This window comes from Antrihabitans stalactiti (genome assembly GCF_012932915.1).
GTDB classification, from domain to species: Bacteria; Actinomycetota; Actinomycetes; order Mycobacteriales; family Mycobacteriaceae; genus Antrihabitans; species Antrihabitans stalactiti.
Map to the genome: position 1 here is coordinate 275378 of NZ_VCQU01000005.1, position 26054 is coordinate 301431.

The 26054-nt window shown below is 63.4% G+C and carries 28 protein-coding genes; 14 read left to right on the forward strand and 14 right to left on the reverse strand.

The features are described 5' to 3' along the window. Positions 1 to 11 precede the first annotated feature (11 nt). Both FGL95_RS16400 and metG read right to left on the reverse strand, forming a co-directional pair. On the reverse strand, positions 12 to 1172 hold the full coding sequence (locus FGL95_RS16400; protein WP_169588689.1) for a DUF2786 domain-containing protein: 1161 nt from the start codon (positions 1170 to 1172) through the stop codon (positions 12 to 14). A 43-nt stretch (positions 1173 to 1215) separates the two neighbouring features. Further along, positions 1216 to 2787, reverse strand: a complete 1572-nt coding sequence (gene metG / locus FGL95_RS16405) for a methionine--tRNA ligase (protein ID WP_169588691.1) — start codon at positions 2785 to 2787, stop codon at positions 1216 to 1218. Positions 2788 to 2809: 22 nt separating this feature from the next. On the opposite strand from metG, the gene FGL95_RS16410 reads away from it, so the two are divergent. From FGL95_RS16410 to rsmA, 3 genes are all read left to right on the forward strand, one after another. Continuing rightward, positions 2810 to 3646 carry a YchF/TatD family DNA exonuclease gene (locus tag FGL95_RS16410; RefSeq protein ID WP_169588693.1) on the forward strand — a complete coding sequence of 279 codons (837 nt, stop codon included), beginning with the start codon at positions 2810 to 2812 and terminating at the stop codon, positions 3644 to 3646. Positions 3647 to 3819: 173 nt separating this feature from the next. Continuing rightward, complete coding sequence (locus FGL95_RS16415) at positions 3820 to 4947, forward strand: resuscitation-promoting factor (RefSeq protein WP_169588695.1); 1128 nt, start codon at positions 3820 to 3822, stop codon at positions 4945 to 4947. A 26-nt stretch (positions 4948 to 4973) separates the two neighbouring features. Continuing rightward, positions 4974 to 5846 carry a 16S rRNA (adenine(1518)-N(6)/adenine(1519)-N(6))-dimethyltransferase RsmA gene (gene rsmA / locus FGL95_RS16420; protein WP_169588697.1) on the forward strand — a complete coding sequence of 291 codons (873 nt, stop codon included), beginning with the start codon at positions 4974 to 4976 and terminating at the stop codon, positions 5844 to 5846. 251 nt (positions 5847 to 6097) lie between these two features. Here the strand turns inward: rsmA and FGL95_RS16425 are convergent, their stop codons facing one another. The 3 genes from FGL95_RS16425 to FGL95_RS16435 are packed head-to-tail and all read right to left on the reverse strand — an operon-like array spanning position 6098 to position 8175. After that, on the reverse strand, positions 6098 to 6940 hold the full coding sequence (locus tag FGL95_RS16425; protein ID WP_169588699.1) for a DUF2613 family protein: 843 nt from the start codon (positions 6938 to 6940) through the stop codon (positions 6098 to 6100). Continuing rightward, positions 6940 to 7149 carry a heavy-metal-associated domain-containing protein gene (locus tag FGL95_RS16430; protein WP_169588701.1) on the reverse strand — a complete coding sequence of 70 codons (210 nt, stop codon included), beginning with the start codon at positions 7147 to 7149 and terminating at the stop codon, positions 6940 to 6942. The genes FGL95_RS16425 and FGL95_RS16430 overlap by 1 nt, the downstream gene beginning before the upstream one ends. Positions 7150 to 7188: 39 nt before the next feature. After that, positions 7189 to 8175, reverse strand: coding sequence for a helix-turn-helix transcriptional regulator (locus FGL95_RS16435; RefSeq protein WP_169588703.1), 987 nt, complete (start codon positions 8173 to 8175; stop codon positions 7189 to 7191). A gap of 89 nt (positions 8176 to 8264) precedes the next feature. On the opposite strand from FGL95_RS16435, the gene FGL95_RS16440 reads away from it, so the two are divergent. The 4 genes from FGL95_RS16440 (at position 8265) to FGL95_RS16455 (ending at position 12778) form a co-directional block, all read left to right on the forward strand. Beyond that, complete coding sequence (locus FGL95_RS16440) at positions 8265 to 9227, forward strand: ATP-binding cassette domain-containing protein (protein WP_169588705.1); 963 nt, start codon at positions 8265 to 8267, stop codon at positions 9225 to 9227. A 28-nt stretch (positions 9228 to 9255) separates the two neighbouring features. Continuing rightward, positions 9256 to 10002 carry an ABC transporter permease gene (locus FGL95_RS16445; RefSeq protein ID WP_169588707.1) on the forward strand — a complete coding sequence of 249 codons (747 nt, stop codon included), beginning with the start codon at positions 9256 to 9258 and terminating at the stop codon, positions 10000 to 10002. Positions 10003 to 10077: 75 nt separating this feature from the next. Further along, positions 10078 to 11013, forward strand: a complete 936-nt coding sequence (locus FGL95_RS16450; RefSeq protein ID WP_169588709.1) for a 4-(cytidine 5'-diphospho)-2-C-methyl-D-erythritol kinase — start codon at positions 10078 to 10080, stop codon at positions 11011 to 11013. Position 11014: 1 nt separating this feature from the next. After that, positions 11015 to 12778 carry an ABC-F family ATP-binding cassette domain-containing protein gene (locus FGL95_RS16455; RefSeq protein WP_169588711.1) on the forward strand — a complete coding sequence of 588 codons (1764 nt, stop codon included), beginning with the start codon at positions 11015 to 11017 and terminating at the stop codon, positions 12776 to 12778. A gap of 9 nt (positions 12779 to 12787) precedes the next feature. On the opposite strand, the gene FGL95_RS16460 is transcribed toward FGL95_RS16455, so the two are convergent. Further along, positions 12788 to 13042, reverse strand: coding sequence for a hypothetical protein (locus FGL95_RS16460; protein WP_169588713.1), 255 nt, complete (start codon positions 13040 to 13042; stop codon positions 12788 to 12790). Between the two features lie 181 nt (positions 13043 to 13223). On the opposite strand from FGL95_RS16460, the gene FGL95_RS16465 reads away from it, so the two are divergent. After that, entirely contained in the window at positions 13224 to 14795 is a 1572-nt protein-coding gene (locus tag FGL95_RS16465) for an FMN-binding glutamate synthase family protein (protein ID WP_169588715.1), read from the forward strand. 1 nt (position 14796) lies between these two features. Here the strand turns inward: FGL95_RS16465 and FGL95_RS16470 are convergent, their stop codons facing one another. From FGL95_RS16470 to FGL95_RS16490, 5 genes are all read right to left on the reverse strand, one after another. Continuing rightward, positions 14797 to 15744, reverse strand: a complete 948-nt coding sequence (locus tag FGL95_RS16470) for a UbiA prenyltransferase family protein (protein WP_169588717.1) — start codon at positions 15742 to 15744, stop codon at positions 14797 to 14799. Positions 15745 to 15857: 113 nt separating this feature from the next. Next, a complete protein-coding gene (locus FGL95_RS16475) occupies positions 15858 to 16862 on the reverse strand; it encodes an Abi-alpha family protein (protein ID WP_169588719.1) in 1005 nt (334 codons plus the stop codon). A 3-nt stretch (positions 16863 to 16865) separates the two neighbouring features. Further along, positions 16866 to 18290: a DUF445 domain-containing protein gene (locus tag FGL95_RS16480; RefSeq protein ID WP_169588721.1), complete on the reverse strand. Its 1425-nt coding sequence runs from the start codon at positions 18288 to 18290 to the stop codon at positions 16866 to 16868. Positions 18291 to 18513: 223 nt separating this feature from the next. Further along, on the reverse strand, positions 18514 to 19299 hold the full coding sequence (locus FGL95_RS16485; protein ID WP_169588723.1) for a universal stress protein: 786 nt from the start codon (positions 19297 to 19299) through the stop codon (positions 18514 to 18516). Positions 19300 to 19491: 192 nt separating this feature from the next. Next, entirely contained in the window at positions 19492 to 20778 is a 1287-nt protein-coding gene (locus tag FGL95_RS16490) for a DUF445 domain-containing protein (protein ID WP_169588725.1), read from the reverse strand. A 167-nt stretch (positions 20779 to 20945) separates the two neighbouring features. On the opposite strand from FGL95_RS16490, the gene FGL95_RS16495 reads away from it, so the two are divergent. After that, positions 20946 to 21578 carry a DUF6230 family protein gene (locus tag FGL95_RS16495; protein WP_169588727.1) on the forward strand — a complete coding sequence of 211 codons (633 nt, stop codon included), beginning with the start codon at positions 20946 to 20948 and terminating at the stop codon, positions 21576 to 21578. A gap of 7 nt (positions 21579 to 21585) precedes the next feature. After that, entirely contained in the window at positions 21586 to 22023 is a 438-nt protein-coding gene (locus tag FGL95_RS16500) for a DUF6114 domain-containing protein (protein ID WP_206071945.1), read from the forward strand. Here FGL95_RS16500 and lepB read toward each other — a convergent pair. Next, on the reverse strand, positions 22004 to 22609 hold the full coding sequence (lepB, locus tag FGL95_RS16505; protein WP_169588729.1) for a signal peptidase I: 606 nt from the start codon (positions 22607 to 22609) through the stop codon (positions 22004 to 22006). The genes FGL95_RS16500 and lepB overlap by 20 nt on opposite strands. Positions 22610 to 22675: 66 nt before the next feature. Here lepB and FGL95_RS16510 point away from each other — a divergent pair, with 66 nt between their 5' ends. From FGL95_RS16510 to FGL95_RS16525, 4 genes are read left to right on the forward strand one after another with little or no spacing between them, the layout of a single operon-like run. Further along, positions 22676 to 23413, forward strand: a complete 738-nt coding sequence (locus FGL95_RS16510) for a DUF6230 family protein (RefSeq protein ID WP_169588731.1) — start codon at positions 22676 to 22678, stop codon at positions 23411 to 23413. Beyond that, positions 23407 to 23859, forward strand: a complete 453-nt coding sequence (locus tag FGL95_RS16515; protein ID WP_206071946.1) for a DUF6114 domain-containing protein — start codon at positions 23407 to 23409, stop codon at positions 23857 to 23859. The genes FGL95_RS16510 and FGL95_RS16515 overlap by 7 nt, the downstream gene beginning before the upstream one ends. Next, complete coding sequence (locus FGL95_RS16520; RefSeq protein ID WP_169588733.1) at positions 23856 to 24608, forward strand: hypothetical protein; 753 nt, start codon at positions 23856 to 23858, stop codon at positions 24606 to 24608. The genes FGL95_RS16515 and FGL95_RS16520 overlap by 4 nt, the downstream gene beginning before the upstream one ends. Continuing rightward, positions 24599 to 25267: a hypothetical protein gene (locus FGL95_RS16525; RefSeq protein ID WP_169588735.1), complete on the forward strand. Its 669-nt coding sequence runs from the start codon at positions 24599 to 24601 to the stop codon at positions 25265 to 25267. The genes FGL95_RS16520 and FGL95_RS16525 overlap by 10 nt, the downstream gene beginning before the upstream one ends. 66 nt (positions 25268 to 25333) lie before the next feature. Here FGL95_RS16525 and FGL95_RS16530 read toward each other — a convergent pair whose 3' ends face one another. Together FGL95_RS16530 and FGL95_RS16535 are read right to left on the reverse strand one after the other, a co-directional pair. After that, positions 25334 to 25555 (reverse strand): hypothetical protein, encoded by a 222-nt coding sequence (locus FGL95_RS16530; RefSeq protein ID WP_169588737.1) that lies wholly within the window; start codon positions 25553 to 25555, stop codon positions 25334 to 25336. 259 nt (positions 25556 to 25814) lie between these two features. Further along, on the reverse strand, positions 25815 to 26045 hold the full coding sequence (locus FGL95_RS16535; protein ID WP_169588739.1) for a hypothetical protein: 231 nt from the start codon (positions 26043 to 26045) through the stop codon (positions 25815 to 25817). Between the last annotated feature and the right edge of the window lie 9 nt (positions 26046 to 26054).

Below are 26054 nucleotides of genomic sequence, written 5' to 3' on the forward strand. Positions count from 1 at the left end.
ACTTGCAGAGCTCAGCCGCAGATCGCCGCGGGGTGTGGAGAAGCCTTGCTTCGCGTGCCGTTGCGCAGCGATGCGCGCTCGGCAGCAGCCTGACCGGCATACCAACCTGCGGCATCGACCGGCGAGGTTCGGGTGGCCGTCGTAGTCGGAAACAGCTGCTCGAACGCCCGATCCACCGCCGCGGACTGCTGTGCGAGCACCGGCAGCAGGTCTTCGACAGACACTGCGGACTCGAGCGCAGCCTGCGCTGTTGCGCTCGTCTGCGTCATACGCAGGCGCTGGCCGATCCGGATCGCGAACCCGTAGAGAAATGCCCGGCGGTAGGACTTCGACGAGGCGGCGTCCGGCCCGCCGCCGCGCCGGGCTTCGTCCTGCATCGCCCGGGTTGCCTGCACCAGCAGCGAGGTGAACAGCATCTCGGTCTGTTCGAGGTCGATGGGTGTGCCCACCAAGCTCGCCATGCCGAGCGTGCTGAACCACACGGACCGCACGCGGTTGGCGCCCGCGATCTCCGAGAGCAGCAATGCCTTCTCTTTGATGTAAGGGTTGTCGAGGTGGATCCGGCGACTTTGTACAACAGTCGACGTCGTGCAATCGCGCGACTCGACGAGCGCCGCGGTGACCGCGTACTTGGTCATCAACTCTTGCGCCTTTGCCGTGAAAGTCTCGGCCTCTTCGGCGAACTCGGTGCCCTCGGCCTTTGCCAGCAGACCGCGGATACGGCTCAGTACCTTCGCGTCGACTGCGGCGGCAGGCGCAGCGTGCGCGTCGATGTTCGGCGTGACCCGATGCGCGGGCCACTGCGAAGGCGGCGGGCATTCGGACGCTAATCGAGGCAGCCGTCGCCACAACGCGGTGACTGCGGTGCGCTGCAAGGCAGTTGCCCCAGACGGCGACGGTTGGGCGCCGAGTTCAGCAATCGCGTGTAGATGTTCGAGCCAGCGCTGCGGCGCGCGTTCCGCAGCACGGGTAATCCGGGCGTCGTACAGGATCGCCCAGATGGCCAGCTTGACCTCCCCAGCGCCGAGTGAGCGGCGAGTGACGTGCAGGACGTCGGCTGGTTGCCAGCCGCGTTCGTACACGCCCGTCAGCGCGGTCAGCACGGCGGACCCGTCTGCCGGCCGTGTGACGGAGTGGAGAGGAGTAAGTCGAACATGAGTTCTAGTCGTCATGCCTGAGAGTGTGCATGGCACCACCGACAAACTTTGGATCGAACTATTCGGCCTCCACGAAGCGCGGGAAAACAGGTGCCGGTGGCGGCAACGGAGTGCCCGCGGTGAGTGCGGTTCCGAGGTCGGTGAACTGTCTGTTGTCCGCCTCGACGCCGAGCAGATCGAGAATCTTGGCGGCCGAATCGGGCATGATCGGCTGAACGAGAATCGCAACCACGCGCAGGACCTCCATCGTCACGTAGAGCACCGTCGCCATCCGGGCCGGATCGGTCTTCCGTAGTACCCACGGCTGCTGCGCGGAGAAGTACCGGTTGGTCTCGCCCAGGACCGACCACAGTGCCTCCACAGCGAGATGGATTGCCAGCGAATCGAATTCGGCGCGGACTCGGTCGAGCAGCCCTGCTGCCAGATCGAGCATCGCCTTGTCTTCGGCGGTGAATTCGCCGGGCGTCGGGACCACCGCGTCGCAGTTCTTCGCGACCATCGTCAGCGAACGTTGCGCCAGGTTGCCCAACTCGTTGGCGAGGTCGGCGTTGATCCGCCCGACGATCGCTTCGTGGCTGTAGGCGCCGTCCTGCCCGTAGGAGATCTCGCGCAGCAGGAAGAACCGAACCTGGTCCAAGCCATAGAGATCGACGAGTTCGTGCGGGTCGACGACATTTCCTACCGACTTCGACATCTTCTCGCCCTTGTAGTTGACGAAGCCGTGAGCGAAGACGCGTTTGGGCAACTCGATGCCCGCCGACATCAGGAACGCGGGCCAGTACACGCAGTGGAACCGAGTGATGTCCTTGCCGATGATGTGCAGGTCCGCGGGCCAATACCGTTGGAAGGCCTCGGATTCCGTGTCGGGAAAACCTGCGCCCGTGAGGTAGTTCGTCAACGCGTCGACCCAGACGTACATCACGTGGTCGGGGTGGCCGGGGACCGGCACGCCCCAGTCGAAGGTGGTTCGCGAGATCGACAGGTCACGCAAGCCGCTCTTGATGAAGCTGACGATTTCGTTCCTGCGTGTTGCCGGTTCGAGGTATTCGGGATGCTCGGCGAACAGCGCGAGCAACTTGTCCTGGTACGCCGAGAGACGGAACGTGAAATTCGATTCCTCGGTCCACTCGACCGGCGTCTTCGTATCCGTGGAGATGCGGGTGCCGTCGTCTTGCAGCGTCGTCTCGGCCTCGGTGTAGAACGCCTCGTCCCGCACGGAGTACCAGCCCGCGTACTTGTCGAGGTAGATATCGCCGTTGGCCTCCATGCGGTTCCACAGTTCGACGCTCGCGCGCACGTGGTCGTCGTCCGTGGTCCGGATGAACCGATCGATCGACACGTTCAGCGCGCGGTCGAGTGCTTCGTTGACGTCGGAGTTCCGGGATGCGTACTCGGCGACCGGTATGCCCTCGGCTGCGGCGTTCTGCTGCACCTTCTGACCGTGTTCGTCCGTGCCGGTCATGAAGAAGACGTCGAAGCCGTCGAGTCGCTTGAATCGGGCGACGGCGTCGGCCGAGATCGACTCGTAGGCGTGGCCGACGTGCGGCGCTGCGTTGGGGTAGTCGATTGCGGTCGTGATGTAGAACCCGGGGCGAGCGGAGCGATGGGGAGATGTGCCTGGAGCAGTCATGGTGGCGTTTATGGTAATCGGCGTGAAGTCCGATCGTCCTGCACCTGAGCCTCCCGCGCCGTTGGCGCCGCTGATCGATGCTCATACTCACCTTGACGCGTGCGGTGCGATCGATCCAGACGGGGTGCGGGCGATCGTCGACCGCGCGGCGGCAGTAGGGGTCGGCCGGGTCGTGACCGTCGCGGACGATCTCGCGGCTGCCCGATTCACGGTCGAGGCAGCGCACTGGGACTCGCGGGTGTTTGCCGCGGTCGCGATCCATCCGACGCGGGCGAATGCGCTCGACGACGCCACGAAAGCGGAGATCGAACGGCTCGCGAGCGACCCCCGGACCGTCGCGGTCGGGGAGACCGGCCTCGACTACTACTGGCCCGGCAAGCTCGAAGGCTGCGCCGGTATCGAGGAGCAGGTCGAAGGTTTCCGCTGGCATATCGACCTCGCGAAGCGACTTCGGAAACCGCTGATGATCCACAACCGCGAAGCCGACCACGATCTGCTTGCCGTTCTGCTCGACGAAGGTGCGCCGCCGACGGTGATCTTCCACTGCTTCTCGTCGGACGCGACGATGGCGCTGGCGTGCGTGGAGGCCGGTTACATCTTGAGCTTCTCCGGCACGGTCAGTTTCAGGAATGCGCGCGAGTTGCACGAGGCGGCGAAGTTGGTGCCCGACGAGCAACTGTTGGTCGAAACCGATGCGCCCTACCTCACGCCGCACCCGTTTCGCGGTGCGCCGAACGAGCCGTACTGCCTTCCGTACACGGTCCGGGCGCTGGCGCAGCTGCGGGATCAAGCGCCGGAAGACCTCGCCGCGGCGGCGACGGCGAATGCCGAACGGGTTTATCGATTGCCATGGGCCTAGGCCGCCATTTTTCGTAGGATTTGGCAGGACCAGCGCAATTTCCGCTCATAGCGGAGCCTGACGGCCAACCCGTGATCTAAACACAGGCCTTATGCGGAACTGTTACGGACATACCCTGTGGTCAGGGCGCTGAGGTTGCGATACCCTGCTTAACTCGTTACCGTCTTGTGACCATGTCAGCAATAAGTCGGATCAACCAAACCCGATCGCCGCTGCTGTACGCCGTCGTGGCCGCACTCCTGGCCACCCTCATCATCGGCGGAGTCATGGCGATCGCCAGGCAGAAGTCGGTCACCGTCGACGTGGACGGCGAGCGTATTTCGCTCACCACGATGACCACGGATGTCGAAGGCGCAATCAAGGCCGCGGGCTACTCCGTGAAGGAACGCGACGTTGTTGCGCCCGCGCTCGATGCGAGCATCTCCGACGGCGACACGATTGTCCTGCGCCGCGCACGCGAGGTGAACCTCACGGTCGACGGGCAGGCCCGCACGGTGTGGACGACCGCACTGACTGTCGACGAGGCGCTCGCACAACTCCAGATCGCGAACGACGTGCACACGTCGGCATCGCGGTCGCAGCGCTTGCCGCTCGATGGTGCAGCACTCGACGTGTTGAACCCCCGCGTCGTCCGCTTCGCTGACGCAGGTGGCTCCTTCGGCGATGTCAGGCTCGCAGCGCCCACGGTCGGCGAGTTCCTCGCAGCCAAGGGTGCCCCGCTCGAGCAGCAAGACACCGTGGTGCCTGCGGCGAGCACGCCGCTCACCGACGGTCTCGAAATCACGGTGACGCGCAATCGCACGGTCAACAAGGTCGAGACCCTGCCGCTCGCGCCGCCGGAGAACATCATCAAAGACGAGAAGATGAACATGAGCCGTCGCGTCGAAGAGACCCCGGGAACGCCCGGCGTACAGGACGTGACCTTCGCGGTCAACATGGTCAACGGCAAAGAGGTCGGCCGTAACCAGGTCAGCGCAAACGTGACCGTGCCTGCCCAGCCGAAGACGGTCCGTGTGGGCGCGAAGCCGGGCACCGAGGTCCCCCCGGTCAAGGACGGCGCGATCTGGGATGCGCTCGCACAATGCGAGGCGACCGGCAACTGGGCCATCAACACCGGAAACGGCTTCTACGGCGGCATCCAGTTCGACCAGAACACGTGGGAGCGGCAGGGCGGTCTGAAGTACGCGCCCCGTGCCGACCTCGCGACCCGCGAAGAGCAGATCGCGATCGGCTCCATCACTCAGCAGCGTCAGGGCTGGGGTGCGTGGCCGGCGTGCACGAGTCGCCTCGGGTACCGGTAAATACCCTTCACGCTAGATTTGCGCATGTGACAACCAGTCCGCGCGGCAAAGCAGCTCTCCTCGGTCCGGCCGAGGTCCGTACGCTCGCCGCCGAGCTGGGTGTTCGCCCGACGAAGCAGTTGGGCCAGAATTTCGTCCACGACGCCAACACTGTGCGACGCATAGTGGCCGCTGCCGGCGTCGTCAGCGACGATGTAGCACTCGAAGTAGGGCCTGGGTTGGGTTCGCTCACCTTGGCCCTTCTCGATGTCGCTGGGGCGGTTGTCGCGGTCGAGATCGATCCGGTCCTCGCTGGGCGGCTGCCTGCGACCGTCGCCGAACGCGCCGCAGACCTCGCCGACCGGCTCACCGTCATCACCGCGGATGCGCTGCGCGTGCGGCTCGGCGAGTTGCCCGCGGCACCCACCACGCTCGTCGCGAACCTTCCGTACAACGTCGCGGTCCCTGTCTTGCTGCACCTACTTGCCGAGTGCCCGACCATCCGGACCGCGCTGGTCATGGTGCAGTCCGAGGTCGCGGACCGGCTCGCTGCCCCGCCCGGCAGCCGGACCTACGGGGTCCCGAGTGTGAAGGCGAGCTTCTTCGGGACGGTCAAACGGTCCGGCGCGGTCGGGCGGCAGGTGTTCTGGCCGGTCCCGCAGGTCGAGTCGGGGCTGGTCCGTATCGATCGGTACGCCGATCCGCCGTGGCCGATGGACGTCGAACACCGCAAGCGAGTGTTTACCGTCGTCGACGCCGCATTCGCACAGCGCCGCAAGACGCTGCGCGCCGCGCTCGCCGGTTGGGCGGGTTCGGCTGCCGAAGCCGAGCGGCGGTTGGTCGCAGCGGGCATCGATCCCTCCGCCCGTGGCGAAACATTGCCGACCGCCGACTTCGTGCGCCTCGCCAACTGTGAGTGAGTCTGGCCCCTCTGGCCGCTAACTTCGTGGGATTCCACTCGGCTGCCGAGAGGATCCCACCTTTCATGTCGCTCGGTGCGTTGGGATTGGCCCAAATCCCACTCCCGCAGCGCATTTTGTTCGACGCAAGCGCAATTGCGTATGTGTGGAACAAAATGCCGTGCGTCATGAGCGTTGCCGACCGAGGAGGTGGTGCGCCCCGCGAACTGTGCGTGATTTTCACCCCTGTGGGGGTGAGACGCGCGCACGGGTCAGGCGGTGACCGTGAATTCCGCGGTCCGTACGACGTCGCCGTGCTTGAAATCGAAGAACAAGCGATAGCTGGCTGCCGATGGTGCTTCGGCATGGAATTGGACGGTCGGGCCTGGGCTGCTGGCGTTTTCGGGGTGCACGTGCAGGTAGGCGAGGTCGGTCGCTCGTAAGGCGACGAGGTGTCCGTTCGCTCCAAGGTACGGCTGCAGATCGGTGACCGGTTGGCCGTCCCGTGTGACCGTGAAGCCCAATGTTCCACCGGCGACGGTCAGGTCGCCCTCGAGGGTGACCGTATACCCGTCGACCTCGAAGGTCCGTGAAGGCGCAGGCAACGGTCGGTGCTCGAATGTCCCGCCGACGCTGACCGCTGAGCTCAACGTCAGCCTGCCCGGACCGCCGGTCGGCTCGAAATCGGCGAACACGCGATAGTTGCCGCCGGTAGGCCAGGTCCAGTCGATCGACCAGATGCCGTCTGCGCTCATCGTCGGATGTACGTGCCGGTATTGCGCAGTATCGGACCGAACCACGATGAGGTGCAGCTGTTTGTCATGCTCGGTGTCGAATGCGGTGACGGGTTTTCCGTCGCTGCCGGTGATCGTGAAGGTCAGTGCGCCAGGCGCATTCGCTGCCGAGGGCGAGGAGAGTCCGGCAAGGGTGTAGCCGGACTCGGTACTCTGCAGGCCGTAATCCGGCGTGGCCATGCCTGCCATGTCGTGGTCACCGTGTTGCTTTGATTCGCTCGGTTCACTCGGTCCGCCGACCACTTTGCCGATGCCGAGGGCGGCCGCGAATACGACGACCAGCCCGGCGACGAATGCGATGACTTTCGTCGAGGTCGACATCAGAGCGGAGCCGCTTCGTAGCCGGCCTCGTCGACTGCGGCGATCACGTCGTCGTCGGACAATTCGCGTGAACTCGCGATCGACAAGAGGCCGGACTGCAGGTCGACCTCGACCGACTCGACTCCGGCCAGTTTCGTGACCTCTTCACGAACAGATGCGACGCAGTGGCCGCAGGTCATCCCGGTGACTGAGTACTGTGTGTTCGTCATGCCTCGAACATACCCCCATGGGGTACCCATCGCAACCACTCAGGATGTGGGGTCGACCGCCGCGGCCGCATATCGCGCGGCGATCCGGGTGTGGCGCTCCGCGATCGATCGGCATTCCTCCCGGAGCTCAGGCGGATCCAGGACCGTGAACTCGACGTCGAACGCGGACAACCACTTTGCGATCGAACTCTGTGAGTCACCGCCGATGACCACGATGCAGTTGCCGTCGTCGGTGGGTTCCAACGAGCCCCAATCCTCGTGCACCATCGGTGCTATCCCGTCGAACGGTGCGTGCAGCAGTACGCGAGCGGTGGCCTTGGTGAACGCTCGGTTGATGCCCCGGGAAACGAACTCGGCAGCTCCGCCCGGTGGTAACGCGCGAGGCGAAAAGCGCGGGCCAGTAGGGATTTTCGGTGTCATGCGATCGACGCGAAACGAGCGCCAGTCCTCACGGCTCAGGTCCCACGCGACGAGATACCAGCGCAGTCCCGCACGGACAACGCGATACGGCTCGACTTCACGGCGACTCTCGGTGCCGTCGTGCGTCTTGTAGTCGAAGCGCAACCGCTCGCGGTTGTGGCAGACCGACGCGATGGTGGCGAGCACGCGCGCCTCGACCGCCGATTTCGCCTGGGGGCGCGCAACGACGTCGACCTGCAACGCCTCCATCCGGTGCCGCAAACGAGAGGGCATCACCTGGCGCAATTTCGTCAACGCGCGGACCGACGGTTCGCCGATACCGACGATCGGTCCGGTCGCGCCGGATTGCAGACCGAACGCCACCGCGAGCACTTCCTCGTCGTCGAGTAGCAATGGCGGCATCTCCGCGCCCGCCCCGAGTTGGTAGCCACCGCCGACACCGACGCTGGCATCGACCGGATAGCCGAGATCGCGCAGCCGATCGACGTCGCGTCGCACGGTCCGGGTGGTGACGTCGAGCCGACCAGCGAGTTCCGCGCCCGACCATTCGCGACGGGTTTGCAGTAGCGACAGCAGTCGAAGCAGTCGCGCCGAGGTTTCCAACATGGTTCAAGAATGCCAGCTATCGAGGACTGAAACTGTCCTAAATCGCTCATAGCGTGAATCTCGAACGTCAACGACGAAGGAGAAATCAAATGATCAAGACGCGAGGTCTGACGAAGACATTCACGAAGGGCAAGTCGACCGTCGAAGCGGTCCGCGGTGTCGATATCGATGTGCGCGAAGGCGAGCTCGTCGCGTTGCTCGGTCCGAACGGTGCGGGCAAGTCGACGACCCTGCGAATGCTCACCACCCTGCTCGCGCCCACATCGGGGACGGCGCACGTCGCCGGATTCAGCATCACCGACGACCGCGACGCAGTCCGGCGGCGAATCGGCTACGTCGGTCAAGGCAGCGGAGCAGGCAACAATCAGCGCGTCCGCGACGAGCTCGTCACCCAAGGCCTCTGCTATGGACTGACCAAGGCGGCATCTCGAGAACGCGCCGAAGAACTCATCGAGGCTCTCGACCTGGGTGAATTCGCCGGCCGCTCGGTCAGCACGCTGTCGGGTGGGCAACGGCGCCGCCTCGACATTGCACTGGGCCTCGTCCACCGTCCGCCGCTACTCTTCCTCGACGAGCCGACGACCGGCATGGACCCGCAATCGCGCGCGAACCTGTGGGAGCACATCCTCCGCATGCGGCGCGAAACCGGAACGACGATCGTGCTCACCACGCATTACCTCGAGGAAGCCGACTCGATGGCTGAGCGCGTCGTCGTCATCGACAAAGGCACCGTGATCGCCGACGACACCGCGGCAGCACTGAAGAACGAGTTGGCGAGCGACCTGGTAGTCGTCACCGTCGCAGATGCGTACGCGGCCACCCGGACCGCCGAGGTCGCGGAGCGAATTGCGTCGGTCCGCGATGTGACGGTCGCCGGCTCGAGCGTGCGAGTGCGGTCGCACCGCGGCGACACGACGATCCCCGAGCTGCTACGCGAAACCGAAGCCGTCGGCGTCCGCGTGAGTGCCGTCGAACTCAGCCGCCCGACCCTCGACGACGTCTTCCTGGGCCTCACCGGCCGCAGCCTGCGCGAAACCCAAACCGTTGCTTGATCATCCACAGACTCGAGAGGAAAACACCATGACCACCCTGCTCCGCGACAGTGTCATCGTCTGCAACCGCGAACTTCGCCCCGCGGCTCGCGATCCCTTCACCGTGTTCTTCAGCCTCACCCAGCCTTTGATTCTGCTTGCGTTGTTCGGTCCGCTGCTCGACGGCATACCTGGCATGGGGGACAAGGTCTGGAACTGGTTCGTCCCCGGCGTTCTCGCCATGATCGCGATCTTCGGCACGTCGATGACCGGCTCGAATCTGCTCCAGGAGATTCACGACGGTTCTCACGAGCGCATGCTCGTCACGCCGCTGCACCGATCGTCGCTGCTGATCGGGCGCGCCTTCAAGGAAATGATTCCGCTGGCCGGGCAGGCGGTGATTATTCTGCTGGTCGCGTTGCCGCTGGGGCTCGACCTGAATCCCTTCGGCGCCGTCGTCGGCATCGTGATCCTCGGCATCTTCGGTATCGGTCTTGGCGCGCTGTCGTACTCGCTTGCCCTGACGGTCCGCAATCAGGACTGGGTGTTCTGGACCGTCCAGCAGACCCTCATGTTCCCGATGCTGATCCTCTCCGGGACCATGCTTCCGCTCGACAACGCGCCCGGCTGGATGCAGGTGCTCGTCAAGGTAAACCCGCTGCGCCACGTCGTCGACACCGAGCGTGCGCTGTTCGCAGGCGACTTCGGGCTCGCGCAGCTGGCTGCCGGAACGAGCGCTGCCGTTGCAGTCGCCGTCGTAGGGTTGTGGGTCGGCAGCCGCGCCATCAAGAACTGAAGACCGCTGTGAGTCTTTTCGGAGTCCGTGGACTCCGGAAAGACTCACAGCTGCGGGGAGATAGGCTGTTCATTTGTGCTCTCCGTCGTCCCGCGCCCCGTTCTGGTGCGCGCACCCGCCAAGGTCAATTTGCATCTTGCCGTCGGCGATCTGAGGCCCGACGGATATCACGAACTCACCACCGTTTTTCAGGCGCTGTCGTTGTGCGACGAGGTTGAATTGGTGCCGGCGAAGGCGCTCACGATCAAGGTCCGCGGCGAAGGTGCTCGCGACGTGCCGACCGACCGTCGCAATCTCGTCTGGAAGGCTGCCACGCGGCTGGCGCACAAGGTCGGGCGAGACCCGCTGGTGGAAATCGTCATCGACAAAGGCATCCCCGTCGCAGGTGGAATGGCCGGCGGCAGTGCCGATGCCGCGGCGACGCTCGTCGGACTGAACGCGCTGTGGCATCTCGACCTCACTCGTGACGAATTGGCCGACATCGCGTCCGAACTGGGCAGCGACGTTCCTTTCTCACTGCATGGCGGCTCCGCCCTCGGCACCGGCCGTGGCGAAAAGCTCTTACCTGTTTTGTCCCGCAACACTTTTCATTGGGTGCTCGCGCTTGCCAAGGGTGGTTTGAGCACGCCGGAGGTGTACCGCGAACTCGATCGGCTGCGCGGCCAGGGGCAACCGCCACGCATCGGCGACGCCCAGAAGCTGATGCAATCGCTCGCGGCGGGTGATTCCGCACAGCTTGCGGCGCTGCTCGGTAACGACCTGCAAGCGGCGGCACTATCCTTGAAACCGGAACTCCGGCGCACCTTGCGCGCTGGAATCAACGCTGGAGCACTGGCGGGGATCGTTTCCGGCTCCGGACCGACCTGTGCATTTCTGTGCGAGAGTGCCGACGCCGCGATCGAAGTCAGCACCGAGCTTTCGGGTGCGGGCGTCTGCCGCAGCGTCCGCGTCGCAGCCGGACCGGTCGGCGGCGCAAAAGTGATCGATCTCGAATCAATCGGTAGGACGTAGTTTGCCCAATCTCATCAATCTCGAGCAGGTCAGCAAGTCTTTCGGCGTCAAACCGCTCCTCGACGCTGTATCGCTCGGTGTCCACGAAGGCGAGCGCATCGGCGTCGTCGGCCTCAACGGTGGCGGTAAGACGACGCTCCTCGAGGTCCTGACGGGACTGGAGGAACCCGATTCGGGGCGCGTCAGCGTTGTCGGCGGGCTACGGATGGCGGTCGTGACTCAGCGCGGTGTACTGCCGCCGGGTTCGACGATCGCCGATATCGTGCTGCATCCGCTCGGTGGCGAAGAAAATGAGTGGGCGCGTGATTCGCGAATCCGCAACATCCTGACCGGCATCGGCATCGACGGTCTCGGTATCGATGCGCTCGTCGACAACCTGTCGGGTGGCGAGCGTCGCCGCGTGGCTCTGGCTGCAGCGCTGGTGCAGGACCTGGACCTCGTCGTGCTGGACGAGCCGACCAACCACCTCGACGTCGAAGGCGTCCAGTGGCTGGCCCAACACTTGCTGACCCGACGCAGTGCCCTCGTCGTCGTCACTCACGATCGCTGGTTCCTGGACACGGTCGCCACGCGGACCTGGGAGGTCGTGGGCGGCAAGGTCGAGAGTTACGAGGGCGGCTACGCCGACTGGATTTTCGCGCGCGCCGAACGAGACCGCCAGGCCGACGCGTCCGAAGCGCGCCGACGAAACCTGGCTCGCAAGGAGTTGGCGTGGTTGCGGCGCGGTCCGCCGGCACGAACGTCGAAGCCGCGCTACCGGATCGAGGCCGCTGAAACTCTGATCGCCGACGTCCCGCCGCCTCGCGACAGTATTTCGCTGGCGTCGTTCTCCCGTCGCAGGCTCGGCAAGGTCGTCATCGAACTCGAAGACGTTCGCCTCGAATCGCCTGATCACCGCGAGTTGGTCAAAGACCTCACGTGGCGGCTGGCTCCGGGGGAGCGGGTCGGACTGGTCGGTGTGAACGGTTCGGGTAAGACGACGCTGCTGCGCGCACTCGCGGGCGACGCCGAGCTCGCCACGGGCCGCAGGATCGAAGGACAGACCGTCAAGATCGGTTGGCTGCGTCAGGAATTGGACGATCTGCCGCTCGGGATGCGGGTACTCGAGGCAGTGCAAGATGTCGCCGAGCGAATGATGCTGGGGGACAAGGAGATTTCTGCCGGTCAGCTGGCCGAGCGGTTAGGCTTCGCGCCGTCACGGCAACGGACCCCGGTCGCCGATCTCTCCGGTGGCGAGCGTCGTCGACTGCAGCTCACCAGGATTCTGATGAGCGAGCCCAACGTCCTGCTGCTCGACGAACCGACCAACGACCTCGACATCGACACGCTGCAGCAGTTGGAAGACGTGCTGGACAGCTGGCCGGGGACCCTTGTCGTGATCAGTCACGACCGTTACCTGATCGAGCGAGTCTGCGATACGACGTGGGCGCTGTTCGGCGACGGCAAGCTGACCAACCTTCCTGGCGGGATCGACGAGTATCTCCGTCGGCGGGCCATCGACCAGGCGCCGGCGGCCACACCGACGAGCACGTCATCGGCGCCGACGAACGCCGCGGCTCACCGGGCCGCGCGCAAGGAGCTGAGCAAGCTCGAGCGCACGGTCGCGAAGTTGGACGAACGCGAGCTTGCGCTACACGCCGAGCTTGCCGATGCGGCGACCGCACCGGAGCGACTGAGTACCCTCGGCGCCGAACTGAAGAAGGTCAGGGCCGAGAAGGAAGCGGCCGAAGAGCGTTGGCTGGAGTTGGCCGCCGAACACGAGTGACGGGTGCGGTCAGGTGCGCTTCGCAGCGTCGACCGCAGCCGAAAACAGTGCGGTGACCATCGCGCTTTCTTTGGCGAGGAAGTTGAGCAACTCGCTCTGTTCACCACGTGCGATCGCGGCATAGGCGCAGAGCGGGCAGGAACCGCGCCCACCGCACTCGGCGCTGTTCGGGTGTTCCTCGACGATCTGCTGCACGAACGGTGCCACGCGCTTGACCATGCCCTCGGCAAAGGAGGCCATTCCCTGGATCTGATCGGGCGTCATGCGGCACCTCTTCCAACCTCGACCCATATGAGGATAGGACGCAAAGTGCGTGTGAAACCGAGTAACGGCGAAATGGCCGAAAATTTCGCGCGCACGCACCTGGATCGACCGATCATTCGGAGTTCACCGAAAGGTTGCCGAATCGGCCCCGGACCTGCCGACTCTCGGATTTACTAGCGCAATGAAATGGAACCGCGCCGCCCTGTCTGCGCTGCCAGTTGCCGGTATCGCGGGCCTCGCCGCGTGGGACCTCACACAGAAGAAGCACGCGCTGCTTCGAAACTTCCCTGTACTCGGGCACATGCGTTACCTGCTCGAAGAGATCGGTCCTGAGCTGCGGCAATACATCGTCACGAGTAACGACGAGGAGCGCCCGTTCAGTCGAAACCAGCGGCGCTGGATCTACGCGTCGTCGAAGCTGCAGAACAACTATTACGGTTTCGGCACCGACAACAACATGGAGTACACGCAGGGGTACCCCATCATCAAGCACCGCACGTTCGCAGACATTTCGCCGGGCACTGGGGCACACACGGGCGAAGAGGATTCGATTCCGAGCGCGAAGATTCTCGGCGGGCCACGTGGCCGGGCCAAGGCCTTCCGGCCTGGGTCGATCGTCAACATTTCTGCCATGAGTTTCGGTTCCATGTCCGGCGCGGCGATCGAGGCCATCAACCGGGGAGCTGGGCTGGCGGGGTGCTTGCACAACACCGGCGAAGGCGGTCTGTCGCCGTACCACCGCCAAGGTGGTGACCTCACTTTGCAGATCGGCACGGCCTACTTCGGATGTCGCGACGACAAGGGACGCTTCGAGATCGAGAAGCTCAAAGATGTCGTCGCGAGCGGACCGGTCAAGGCGATCGAGATCAAGCTGAGCCAAGGAGCCAAGCCTGGCCTCGGCGGGATGTTGCCCGGCGCGAAGGTGAGCGCCGAGATCGCGGAGATCCGCGGGATTCCCGTGGGTAAGGACTGCGCAAGCCCGTCCCGGCACGCCGAGTTTCACGACGTGGACAGCATGCTCGACTGGGTCGAGCTGATCGCGACAGAGACTGGGCTCCCGGTCGGTATCAAGTCGGCCGTCGGCAACCTCGACTTCTGGCACGACCTGGTTGCACAGATGTCGTCCACGGATCGCGGTGTCGACTTCATCACCGTCGACGGGGGAGAGGGCGGAACAGGTGCCGCCCCACTGATTTTCAGCGAATCGGTGTCCTTCCCATTCCGGGTCGGCTTCACCGAGGTCTACAAATGCTTCGCCCGCGCCGACCTGACCGACAAGGTGACCTTCATCGGGTCCGGCAAGCTCGGTTTGCCAGGAAACGCGGTCGTGGCGTTCGCGCTCGGCGCGGACATGGTCAATGTGGGCCGCGAAATCATGCTGTCGATCGGCTGTGTCCAAGCGCAGAAGTGCCACACCGACACCTGCCCGACCGGGATCACGACACAGAACAAATGGCTGGCGCGCGGCTTGGATGCCGAGTCGAAGTCGGTCCGGGCGGCGAACTACATCAAGACGCTGCGCCGCGACCTGCTCAAGGTGTCGGAAGCGTGCGGCGTCGCGCATCCGGGACTGATCTGCACCGACGACCTCGACATCCTCAACGGTCTGGAATCTGCGACGTCGTTGCGGACCGTCTACGGCTACGAACCGGATTGGGGAACACCGTCGGCTGCTGACAAAGCCGAGATCACGCGACTGATGACAAGCGCTTCGCACGGAAAAGCCGCGCCGGTATCGGCAACGTCGATGTGAGCTAGACCCAGCCCACGTACATCACGCCGAATGCGACGTTGACTGCCGTGAACATCAGCGTGATGACGACGGACGCTTTGACGACGGCCTTCGGGCCGTGTGCCCGACTCAAAAGCAGGTGGTAGGCGCCGATCAGGATCGGTGCGGCGACGATCTGGATGCCGAGCATCCGATGTGGGATGACATAGTCGCTCGCGGACAGCACGATTGCGATCACGCAGGATGCAGCCATTGCGCCCAGGCCGATGTAGTGGGCTCGTGCGCGCCCGAGGCGAACTCCGCTCGTCGTGTATCCGCTTGCAACATCGGCGTCGTAGTCGGCGAGAGTGGTCGGCAAGTACAGAGCGGTGCCGACGAGCAGGCCTTCGACAACCATGATCCATGGGAAGTCGACTATCGGTTGCGCGACGCTCCACCCTGCGACAAGCGCCAGACCGCCGACCGCGACCGCATTGGTCGCGACGTCCCAGCCGGGCCGAGTCTTCAGCCGTAGTGGCGGCACGCTGTATGCCCAACCGAGCGCCAGCCAGAGCAGGGTCATCACCGTGATCGGGAACCCGATCGTGATCGCGACACCGAGCGCCACGGCGCCTGCGACGTAAGCCAGCTTCGTCGCGTTGTTCGCCGACATTCGTCCGCTGGCGACCGGCTTGCCGACCTTGCGTGGATTGTGCAGGTCCCCAGGCAGATCCGACGCATCGTTGATGGCGAGGATAGCGAGCCAAGCGAGCGGACCCATCAACAGAATGCCGGTGGCCAGCGGCCGGATGTCTGCGAAGCAATCGCCGGTAAGGGGTGTGCAACTTGCCGGAAGGAAGCGATGGGTGGCGAGCACATAGCCGAGACAGAACGGCAAGAGGGAGGTGATCCAGACGCTCGGCCGCGACAACGCAACCAGCGCTGCCAGTCGTCGAACGAGCGGATGAGTCGGGCGGGCTTCGGTCACCATCTACGTCACCGCCTCTCGACTCGACCGAGTCGAGCGTATCAAGCCAAGATCACTTCGCTATCCGGAAAAGCAAGCGAGGCCGGCTGATCAGCCGGCCTCGCTTGGACTGAAACTCAGTGATGCTTGGGCGCGTACACGCGCCGTCCCTTACCGATGATGTTGTCGTTGTACGAGCTGTCCGCCCAGCCGCCTGCGTCGTAGCCTTCGAGCGTGAAGCAGGCTTCGGTGAACTGCTTCCCGAACAGCGACAGGTAGATGCTGCGGTACACATCCATGGTCTTCTTCGCCTTCTCCTGCGCCTCCATCGCCTTCGCGTGGGCCGACAGGAGCGAGTAACGGCGGTAGTCGTCCACCGGCTCCTCGGAGAAGCGAACAAGTCCAAGCCGGTTCAGGTTGGCGAGGTAGTGCTGATCGCGGTCCGGCCACGCGCAACCTGCCATGTCCGCGATGTAGGAGATGCCTCCTGCGATCCGCTCGGACCCTTTCATGAGGAAGGTCTTCGTCCGGATGTCGATGGCAGGCTGAGGTCCCGCGACGGCGAGGAAGCGCAGGATTCGCGCCTCGTCGGGTACGAGGGAATCCAGGATCTGCTTGAACGCAGGGTGCTGCTCACGCGGTTGCGCGGCGACGTTCCAGGAGATGTCGATCAGCGCATCGCCTTGTGCACGAAGGTCGCGGGCAGTGGCTCCCTTGCCGAGGGCGATGCCGCCAACTCGCTCTTCCATGCCGAGTGCGGACCATGCCGCCGACCGGACTTGTTCGACTCGTTGATCGACGATCTCGGTGATCGGTTCGCCCGTGCTGATGTCGTGGGCAATTTCGTTGGCCGTGTCGATCGAACCCTTGGTTATTGCGCCGAGGGTCCGCATGAACGATTTTCCAGCGAGCTTGGCGAGACCGGCAGCGTCGGTGGGGTTCGTTCCGGCTTCGGCTCCCGCCCGCGCAAATTCGCCGGCTATCCCGCCGCCATTACCGACTTTGGCGGCGGCACCTGCGGCGACAGCAGCCGCACCGCTCGCTTGCGAGGTGAGATTGCCGAAGAGGCTGCCGTCAGAAGTGGGGGCGGCGACATCCTCTCCAGTCTGTTCTTTTTCGTCGTCCGGGGCAGCGTGAGTCATGACTTATGCTCCAAAGATCAGAAGGTGAACGGCGCCGACAACAACTCCGAGTAGTCCGCCGTGCAGATAGAGCAGCCAGGCGTCCTGTTCGATTGCGGCGTACAGCATTTCCATGAAGTCCGCCGGCGCCATTTCCCGGAGCTTCTGGGTAGCGAATTTGTCGATCTTTTCGGACTGCACTTTGTTGAATTCGGTGTCGTCCATCAACTTCGGCGCCATGTCCAGCGCGGCTCCGCCCGATCCGGTGAGGATCGAATCGAATTCACGAGCACCGACCGCGACTCGGAGCATCGACTTCATCGGCCCGAGGATTCGACTGACTTCTTCTGCCAGAACGGCCTGGATCAGCCGTTGCGTCTTATCTCCGCGCGGTCCGTTCAGCAGTTCGTTGGCGATGTTGCCGAGCGTGAGGACCTGGTAGGCGAGTGCGTGGCCGAAGTCGCCCGCGGCCTCGTGCTGACGCTTCGCGAACTTCGCCTGCTTCCACAGGTACTTGTAGCGGGGCTGCGGTTCGCCGGGCTCGAACACCATTTTGATGGCGATGATGTTGACGATGACGCCGATGACGGCGGCGCCGCCGACGACCCACAGCCACGGCGGAAGGAAGTGCACGATCGAGCTGAGCCACGAAGGCAGGCTGATGAAGAACGCATTCGGATCCTGCTCATGGGCGTGCTTGACGTGGTCGCTCGAGTAGTGCACGAACGTCAGCCACAACGCGAGGAAGATGCCCATCGGGAAACCGAGCAGCCCGATCCACACCATGAACTTCAGTTCCGGTCCGCCGAGGCCCTGGATGATTTCCTTCAGGATCTTCGGGTTCTTGCGAAGGAAGCCGACGACCAGAAGCTTGATATCGATGAGCTGATCGACGTTGTCACCGATCTGGACGAATGCTTTGCGCGAGATTGCGGGCAGCTCGTCGTCGATCCGCTTGTAGAGCACCTCACGCATCTGCGGGGCCAGGTCGTGCCACAGATCGGGGTGTTCTTGTTCCATAACCTCGTCGACCAGCCCGCGAAGATCGTTCTTTGCGATGTCGGCGACGTGATCAGCGATTCCTTCCGGATCGAGCTCCTGGAAGATGTCCTTGATGCTACCGATCTTGAGAATTGCCTTGTCGCAGCAGATGGCGGCCATCTTCTCGGCCCGCGCCGGGATGAATCCCTGGAAGCCGAGGATTCCACCGGGAGCAAACACCGGCAAAATCTGCACCTTGCGGGGGAAGAACGGGTAGATCGACTTCAGCCCCGGGGTGTAGAAGCCGGAAAAGTTGACCGGCGCAAAGAGCATGAGAACGCCGGTCCAGTTCGTGATGAGGCCCGCGATAGCGCTGAAGATAGGGACGCTGACCAAGTCGACAATGAACTTCGACTGGCCGGTCATCTCCTCCCAGTCCAGAAAGGGCCCAGCTGCCAAGATGGACACGCGCTGCTCCTTGCATTCAAACCGTAAACCCCGTTGATTTACCTTCAGGGCTATCTTGGCCTGCACTCGACCGTGCCGTCCTGAAAATGGCCGATATCGGTGCAGTCGGTCTGTTTCGTGCGGGTCGGAGTGTCCCATGCAGCGTCGAATACTATGTCGCGCAGGACAATCGACGAAAGGCGACCGACTTCAAGTCGGCCGCCTTTCGTGCGATGTGGTGCGCCTATCCCCGGGAAGTGTTGACCAACAACAGGTTCGACTCGGCGCCGTGCGTGACCTTGTTCGCGACCGAGCCCAGCAGCCGCGCCGGACCGCTCATACCGCGGTTACCGATCACGAGAAGTTCCCACTTCCAGGCCTTGCCGGTCAGTGCACTGTCGGCATCGGAGTTCGGAATGACCTCGCGTTGCAGTTCCACGCCGTCGGGAAGTTCGCCGATCTTCGCGGCGACCTCGGCGAGCGTCTCCGCTCCGGCTTCTTCGTTCTTTGCCGCCGTGATCAAGCGCGGCTTCGCCTTCAGCGCGCGTGCAAGGATCAGTCCGCGGCGAACCGCCTTGACCGAGGTATCGGAACCATCCGTAGCCAGGCCGACGAAGTTCCACGCGTGCGGAAGCGGGTCTCGCGCATACAAAACGTCCGCCAAGCTGTGATGGGCCAGCTTGTTGGACGTGCTCCCGAACAGTCGCCCCGTCGCCTTCGTCAATCCGGACGAACCGACGATGAGCAAAGCCTCGGGATTCTCTTCGGCCGCCCCGAGGAGCACGTCGTCCGGTTCGCCGGCCGCCGGGTTGCTCGTCACATCGGTGGCACCGCCACCCTTCGCGAGCGTGGCTGCCGCCGTCGCGATGCCCTCGGCCCATTCACGGTCGCGACCACTGTCGCCGTCGTACGCGACGAGGATCGTGAGCGGAACACCGAGGCTCGAAGCAACGCGTGCGCCCAAACTCACTGCCGCGGTTGCGTCCGGGGAGCCATCCGTTCCGACGATTACCCGCGGGTAAGACTCCATCAGTAGATCCTTCCGATAGCCGGGAACGGCACAACTTCACTGTCGAGTCGACCTGTGAGACGTCGTGTTTCAGGTGGTCAGGTGTGTGGCGAGCGGGAAAACGCACCAGCTCGACGGAGATTGACGCTACCAGGCGACCCATCACGCGTGGCTGACTTCAAAAATTCTTGATCGTGTGAATCTGGATGGACCTCAGACGCCGAAGATGGCCAAGTGCAACAAACCTGCGAATGCGCCGAGGACGCCGCCATGGACGAACAACAACCATTCGTCTTGCTTGATGGCTGAGCGCAGGAGCTGCACGAAATCGTCCGGACCCATCACGGCCATCTGCTTGGCGATGAACTCGCGGATCTTGATCGACTGCTCGCGACCGAGGTCTTCGTCGCCGTAGATCAGCGGTGCGAGCGCCGAAACCTCCGGCGCCATCGCATCTTTCATCCGACCGTATTCCTTGATGCCCATCGTGGCCTTGACCATCATCTTGGCCGGCCCGACCGCTTTGTCGGCCGCAGGCTTCAACGTGTGTTCGAGAAGTGCCATCGTGCGGTCGCCGCTCGGCCCGTGCATGAGCTCTTCGCCGATGTTCTCCAACGTCATCACTTTGCTGGAGACCATCTCGGCGTAGTGCACCGTGATCTCGGGCTGCCGCTTGAGCAGCAAGCCCTGGCGCCACGGGCAATACCACTTCGGGAAAACCGGCTCGAAGATCATCGAGATGCCGATGTAGTTGACGACCCAGCCGATGACGATGCCGCAGAGGGGGAGGATCCACCACTCTCGCGCCACCCACTCGAGAATGGCGACGGTCACGAATCCCATGGGGAAGCCGAAATAGAAGCCGAAGTTCTGCATGAACGTCAGCTCTTTGCGGCCGATGATCATGAACAGGTCGTTGAGCAACTGCGGATTCGACGTGAAGTGCTTGATCACCATCAGCTTGACGTCGATCAGTTCGTCGATGTTGTCGCCGATGTCGTCTTTGAGCGAGTCGACGATCTGCGGTAGTTGCTGCTTGATACGGGCGTGCACGGCCTCTTTGATCGGTCCGGGCATGTTGCGCCACATCGCGGGGTTCTCCCGCTCGATGATCTTCTCCACCAGATTGCGAATCTCGGCTTCGGCGATCCGGGTGAAGTGCGCGGCGATCTTGTCCGGTTCCATCGTTTGGTAGAAATCCGAGACGCTGCCCAGCTTGGCAAGTCCCTTGTCGACGGCCAGGCTGGCCATTTTGTCCGCGCGCGAGGGGACGATGCCCTGCCAGCCGATCCTGCCGTCGGACCGAAACAGCGGCAGTACCTGCACCCGCTTCGGCAGGAGCGGAAACGCAATTCTGAGGCCCGGAACTTTGACGCCGTGAAACTCCAACGGCTTGAACAACATCAGGACGCCGGTCCAGTTGGTGATGTAGCCGATGATGCCCGTGAACAGCGGGACCGTAATCAGCTCCACCCAGAGCGTGTTGTATTGGTGAAGCACGCCGCCTCCTTGTATGTGCCGACAAGTTATCACCAGCTCGTGCGCGATTTATCTAGGTCTTCGAGTAACCCCAAAACGGTTGTAAGAGAATTCTTATTTTCGACCTCCAGGAACCCGAACCGCTTGTAGGTTTGCCCGGAGTCGAGAAAGAAATCGTGAGGATCGATATGCGCGCAGTGACCCGTGGCGGAACGTCGTGGCGGCGCACCGGGATTCTCCTTCTTCCCGCTCTATTGGGCGTACTTATCGTGGGGGCCTTGGCAATTCGGGGAAAAATGACGCTCAATCTCGCCATCACCGGGCAGGAATTCAAGGTCGCAGCCAACGATCTGGTTGCCCCGAAGGGCCTCACCATCTATCCGACCGGTCAGCAGATGAAGAACGAGGGTGAAACGGTCCCGGTGGTGCTGGCGACAGTTCCCGAGGCCGAACTCGCCGACGGAATGTGCATCTCGTTACGCCTGACGTTTCCGCTCATCGGCACCAACACACTCCGGATGCGCACGACAGGCGACACCAAGGCTACGAATCTGACGGCGTCGGCACGATCGATGGACGTGGACGAGATCAACATCACCGACCTGGTCGCTCCGATGATTGTCGGTCAGGATGCCTCGTCGCTGAAGGGAACCGAAGGCGGGCAGCCCGGGGCTTTCGGCGTCGAAGCGCAGGCGCGAGGCACGGTCGGATCGATGAGGGGCACCGCGGTCGGCGCGGTGATCGCGGGAACGCTGTCGATCAGCGGAATCAAGGTCCCCGATCTCAGTCACGGCAATGGCCCAGATCAAGAATGCTATTGAGGCTGAGATGACGCGCGACGACGGCGTATTCGCACGGTTCCGGAGGTTTCGCCAGACCCGCCCGTTCTGGGGCGGGCTGTTCGTGATCGTCGCTGGGGTGATCATCGGGTACATCCCGCTCGGGCCGATTTCGCTCATCATTCATGCCGGTCGCGGAGCTATCTACGGCTACGCCATCGCTGTGGTGCTCATCGCCATGGGTCTGCTCATCTGGTTCATGCCATCGCAGCGGCGGCTGGCCGCAATAGTTGCCGTCGTCGCATCGCTGTTGTCGTTTCCGCTGACCAATCTCGGCGGATTCATCGCCGGGATGATGTGGGGGATCGTCGGCGGCGCAATGGCATTCGGCTGGATACCCGACAAACCGTCACGGAAGATGCGCAAGGCGCAGGACGGTCGTTCGGATCAGCCGACCGTCTCGGTCACTAAGCCGGCTTCAGCATGACGTCATCGGCGATGCGGCCCATGCTGCTCAACGGATACGAGCGCCATGTCGCAACGGCTCGCACAAATTCGATCGGCGCCCAGCCGTGCGCGCGCGAATCGTCCGAGGCGGCGAAGTTGTCGCCGAGCAGGAACAACTGCCCGTCGGGGACACGTTGCGGCGTAACGACACTGGTCAGCTTGCCGTCAGGAGTGCAGCAATTCGACGACGCTTTGCCCCAGCGCTCGTTCCAGGCCGGATTGTCGACGATCAACCACGGTCCGGTGCCGCCGGGCTGCACGGCAACCACTCCGCCGCGCACCCCGATCTTGTCGATCCGGACCATGTCGCCTGGTATTCCGATTACGCGCTTGACCACTTGGGGTCCGTTCTTGGAGAACCGGCCGACGACCACCGCGAAGCGATCGACCTCCGGTTTCGATCCGAGCGGGTTGATGAAGATGCGGTCGCCATCCCGCAGGGTCGGCTCCATGCTGGTCCCCCGAATTGGAATCGACGACAGCGCGGCCCCCGCGAAGGTGACCAGCGCCAGAACCAGCACCGCTGCGACCACGAGCGACAGGCGTCGAACGATGACTAGCGACACACGACCTCCGATTTGGCGATTCGCGCCCCCAACCACTTCCCGTGAGGGTGAAGGGAACCCCGAGAGATGAGCAATCCGAATCGGCGCACCGCGTACCGCATCCGACAATCGTTCGCCAAGTTAGCAGTCCATGCCCGCGCGAAGTCGGTCGCCGCGGTGAAATCGTGGAACGACGCAATGGAGGCAGAGGCGACCGACGGAACGATTCGTGGGACGCGCTGGACCCGCGGCGTCGCTGTGATGCTCCCGGCAGCGGTCGTGTCGGCTGTGATCGGCAACGCCATCGTCGAAGGCGTGCTCGCCGCCGGCGTCAACTTCGCCAACCAGCCGATAACGATGCACATCGACGAACTGAACGGCAACGGCTTGGTCGCGATCATGGGTTCGGTGAACGTCAAGAACGACGATGGTTCGATCAGGCAGGATGCCACTCTGCACGGCGCGGCGAAGAGCGCCGATATCACCGGCCTGTGCGCGCTCATCGAGCAGTCCGTGCTCGGCGTGAACTACACGATCGTCATGAAGGCGAGCGGCGGCGCAGGCAACAACATGTTCTTCGATATGACAGCCGGCGAGCTGGACGACACCGTGATGTCGAACGCGGTCATCGGGAAGTCGGCCGACGAAATCATGTTCGGCGGCCAATCCATCGGTGGTCAACCGGGAGGCTTCGGGCTCGACGCTTCCGACTCCGATGTTCAGGCCAAGAACATCACGGGCACTGCGTACGGCGCCGCGATCCTCGGTCAAATGAAGATCCCCCACCTGGTCATGAACATCCAGCCGGGCGAAGCAACGTGCTGACGGCGGTGCACCGCGCACGGGTGTGGTTCAAGTCGTTCCGGCGTACTCGGCCGTTCTGGGGCGGTCTGTGGCTGACCCTCGGCGGCTGGCTCGTGCTGCGCCTGTCGATGGTGTCGATTCAAATCGTCATGTCGACCGGCATCGTCGGGTTCGGTGGCTGGCTTACCGGCGGCGGGATGATCGCCTGCGGGCTGCTCGCCTGGTGTCTGCCGAGCCAACGGTACGTCGCGGGAATCATCGGCTTGCTGCTTGCCGTTGCGTCGCTGCTGGTTTCCAATTTCGGCGGACTGCTTCTTGGCATGGTGTTCGGCATGGTCGGCTCGTCCATGGTGATCAGTTGGGGTCCGAAGAAGCCCCTGCATCTGGGGCGAAAGATCAAGGGCGCCTTGCTCAATGACGGTAGGCCGGTCATCGATCGCAGTGCCGAGCACGAGTCGGTCCCGTGAGGCGGCTCGGTCGAATCGCCGCGGCATTGTGTGCGGGAGCGCTCCTCGCCACCACCGCATACGGACCGGGGAACGTCGCCGATGCGATCGGCTATCACCAGCTACCGCCTGCCCCGGTTGCCGGTCCGGGGTTCGACATCGGGCCGACGCCGCTGCACCTGCGCTCGCTCGGTCAGGCCCGGATCTACAACCTGCAGACCGCGGCCTTGAACCAGTTCCTGACGGCCACCGATGGCACGGTGTCACCGCCGCTGGTGTACATGCGGATGGAATACGCCGAGATGGACGACGTTCGGATCGACCAGGCCAGGCCTGGCCAATTCACCCTGACTCTGAACAACTACGGCAGTGGGGTGACGGCGGCGTCGCTAGGCAGTCCAGGCACGACACTCGAGTTGTGGGCTGAAGTCAAACGCTTCGATTTCTGCGTCACCGCGGACGCGTTCAACGCGTTGGTTGTCGGCTACGCGGGCGTGTTCGGCGGACGGCTGGACGAGGTACTCCGCCTGATCGCGGACACACTCACGCCGACCGTGAACAGCACCATGTCCAGGTTCGGGCCGTGCGTCGACGTCAAAGCTGTGGTGCCGATCCTGACCTTGCTCGTCGATAACCACGTACCGCTGCCGTCGCTCGTATACGTCGGTCAATTGGATGCGCTTGCGTATGCGGTCAAGGTCACCGCACCACCTGGTGTCGAATCGGCGCGCCTTCCTGCGACCGTCGTAGAGGTGAAACCGTGGCAATAGCGAAAACTTCGGCGACGGAGAAGATCAACGGCACCCGCTGGCCGCGCGCAGTCGCCGCGCTGTGTCCAGCGCTCATCGCGGTGGGAACGATCGGGTTCAACATTGCCAACGGCGCAATCGCGCTGAACATCACCGCGCAATCCGGTACCGCCAGCTTGGCGACTTCGGCAGCCCAGCTACACGGAATCGGTCTGATAACGACTGCTGCTCCCACCAAAGGTCCTGACGGCGAGACATACGACACCTGGCTGGCACGAGTCGCAATCGCGCAGGTCAGTGCCAGTGGGCTGTGCTTCGCGCAACCTGCGACGTTCTTCGGCCAGACGATGACCCTTGTGCTCAACGCCAACGACGGCGACCCCTCGACCTATGAGATCGAAGCGGGTGGCGTCGTCGCCGAGGCGTTCGGTGCGACGGCCGACCTCACTGGTTTCGGGAACGTGATCCTGAACAAGGGAGCGTCGAGCGTCAACACCCGAGGATTTCCAATCGATCTCGGTGGGCATGCCGACCAGTTCGGTGGCGAGATCGACTCGGCGGTTGCGTACAACATCGTCGGCAGCGCGCAGAGCGCATCTGTCTACAACGTCGCGAGAATTCCGCACCTCAGCATGCAGTTCGTCTCCGGTGAGTACAAATGCACAGAGGGTCCACGCTGACCTGGACAAAGCAAAGCTCCCCCCGACCGAAATGGTCGGGGGGAGCTTTGGATGACAGCTAGTGGTTCAGTGGCCGTGTGCGAATGCCGGGACCGGTGCCGTAGGTGCCGTGCGGTCCGACCGCAGCCGCGTGGTGATCGCGGACCGGACGTTGGCCCAGGTCTCGCTCGGCACGAAGAGCAGCGCCCAGGCGGCGACCAGGACGGGAACGACCAGCCATGCGTAGGTCCATGCGAATTCAACAGCCGCGAAGAAGTAGCCGAGAATGATGAACGGGATGCCTGCCATTGTGGTCTCCTCTGTCGGGAATCGAATTTCTATTTCCCTATGTATTTCTTCAACTAATTGTCGCGCGAATATCTTCCGATTGGAATACAAAAGAGAGTGCCGCCACAACGACCCCCCATTGTGTGATGGCCGCCACAAACTGGCGATCCGCATAAATGCTTGTGAGTCTTTTCGGAGTCCATAGACTCCGAAAAGACTCACAAGGGCATTCCACCTCGACCACGCTGTCGAGGAAGCGCCTGGCGGGGAAAACGCCTGGTTAGCGGCTGTGCGCTAGTTCGCGATGCCGAGGTTCGGCAACTTTGGCAACCGGCTTCGTCCGCCGCAACGGTGCAGCAATTGCGTGTCGGATGCTTGCCCACGTGCGACTCGGCACGAAAAGCAGCAGCCAGACCGCAACCATGAGCGGCACCACGATCAAAGCATGTTTGAAAGCAAAGTCAACAACCGCAAAGAAGTACGCAAGAATGACAATCGGAAGCTGAGCCATTGTGGTCCC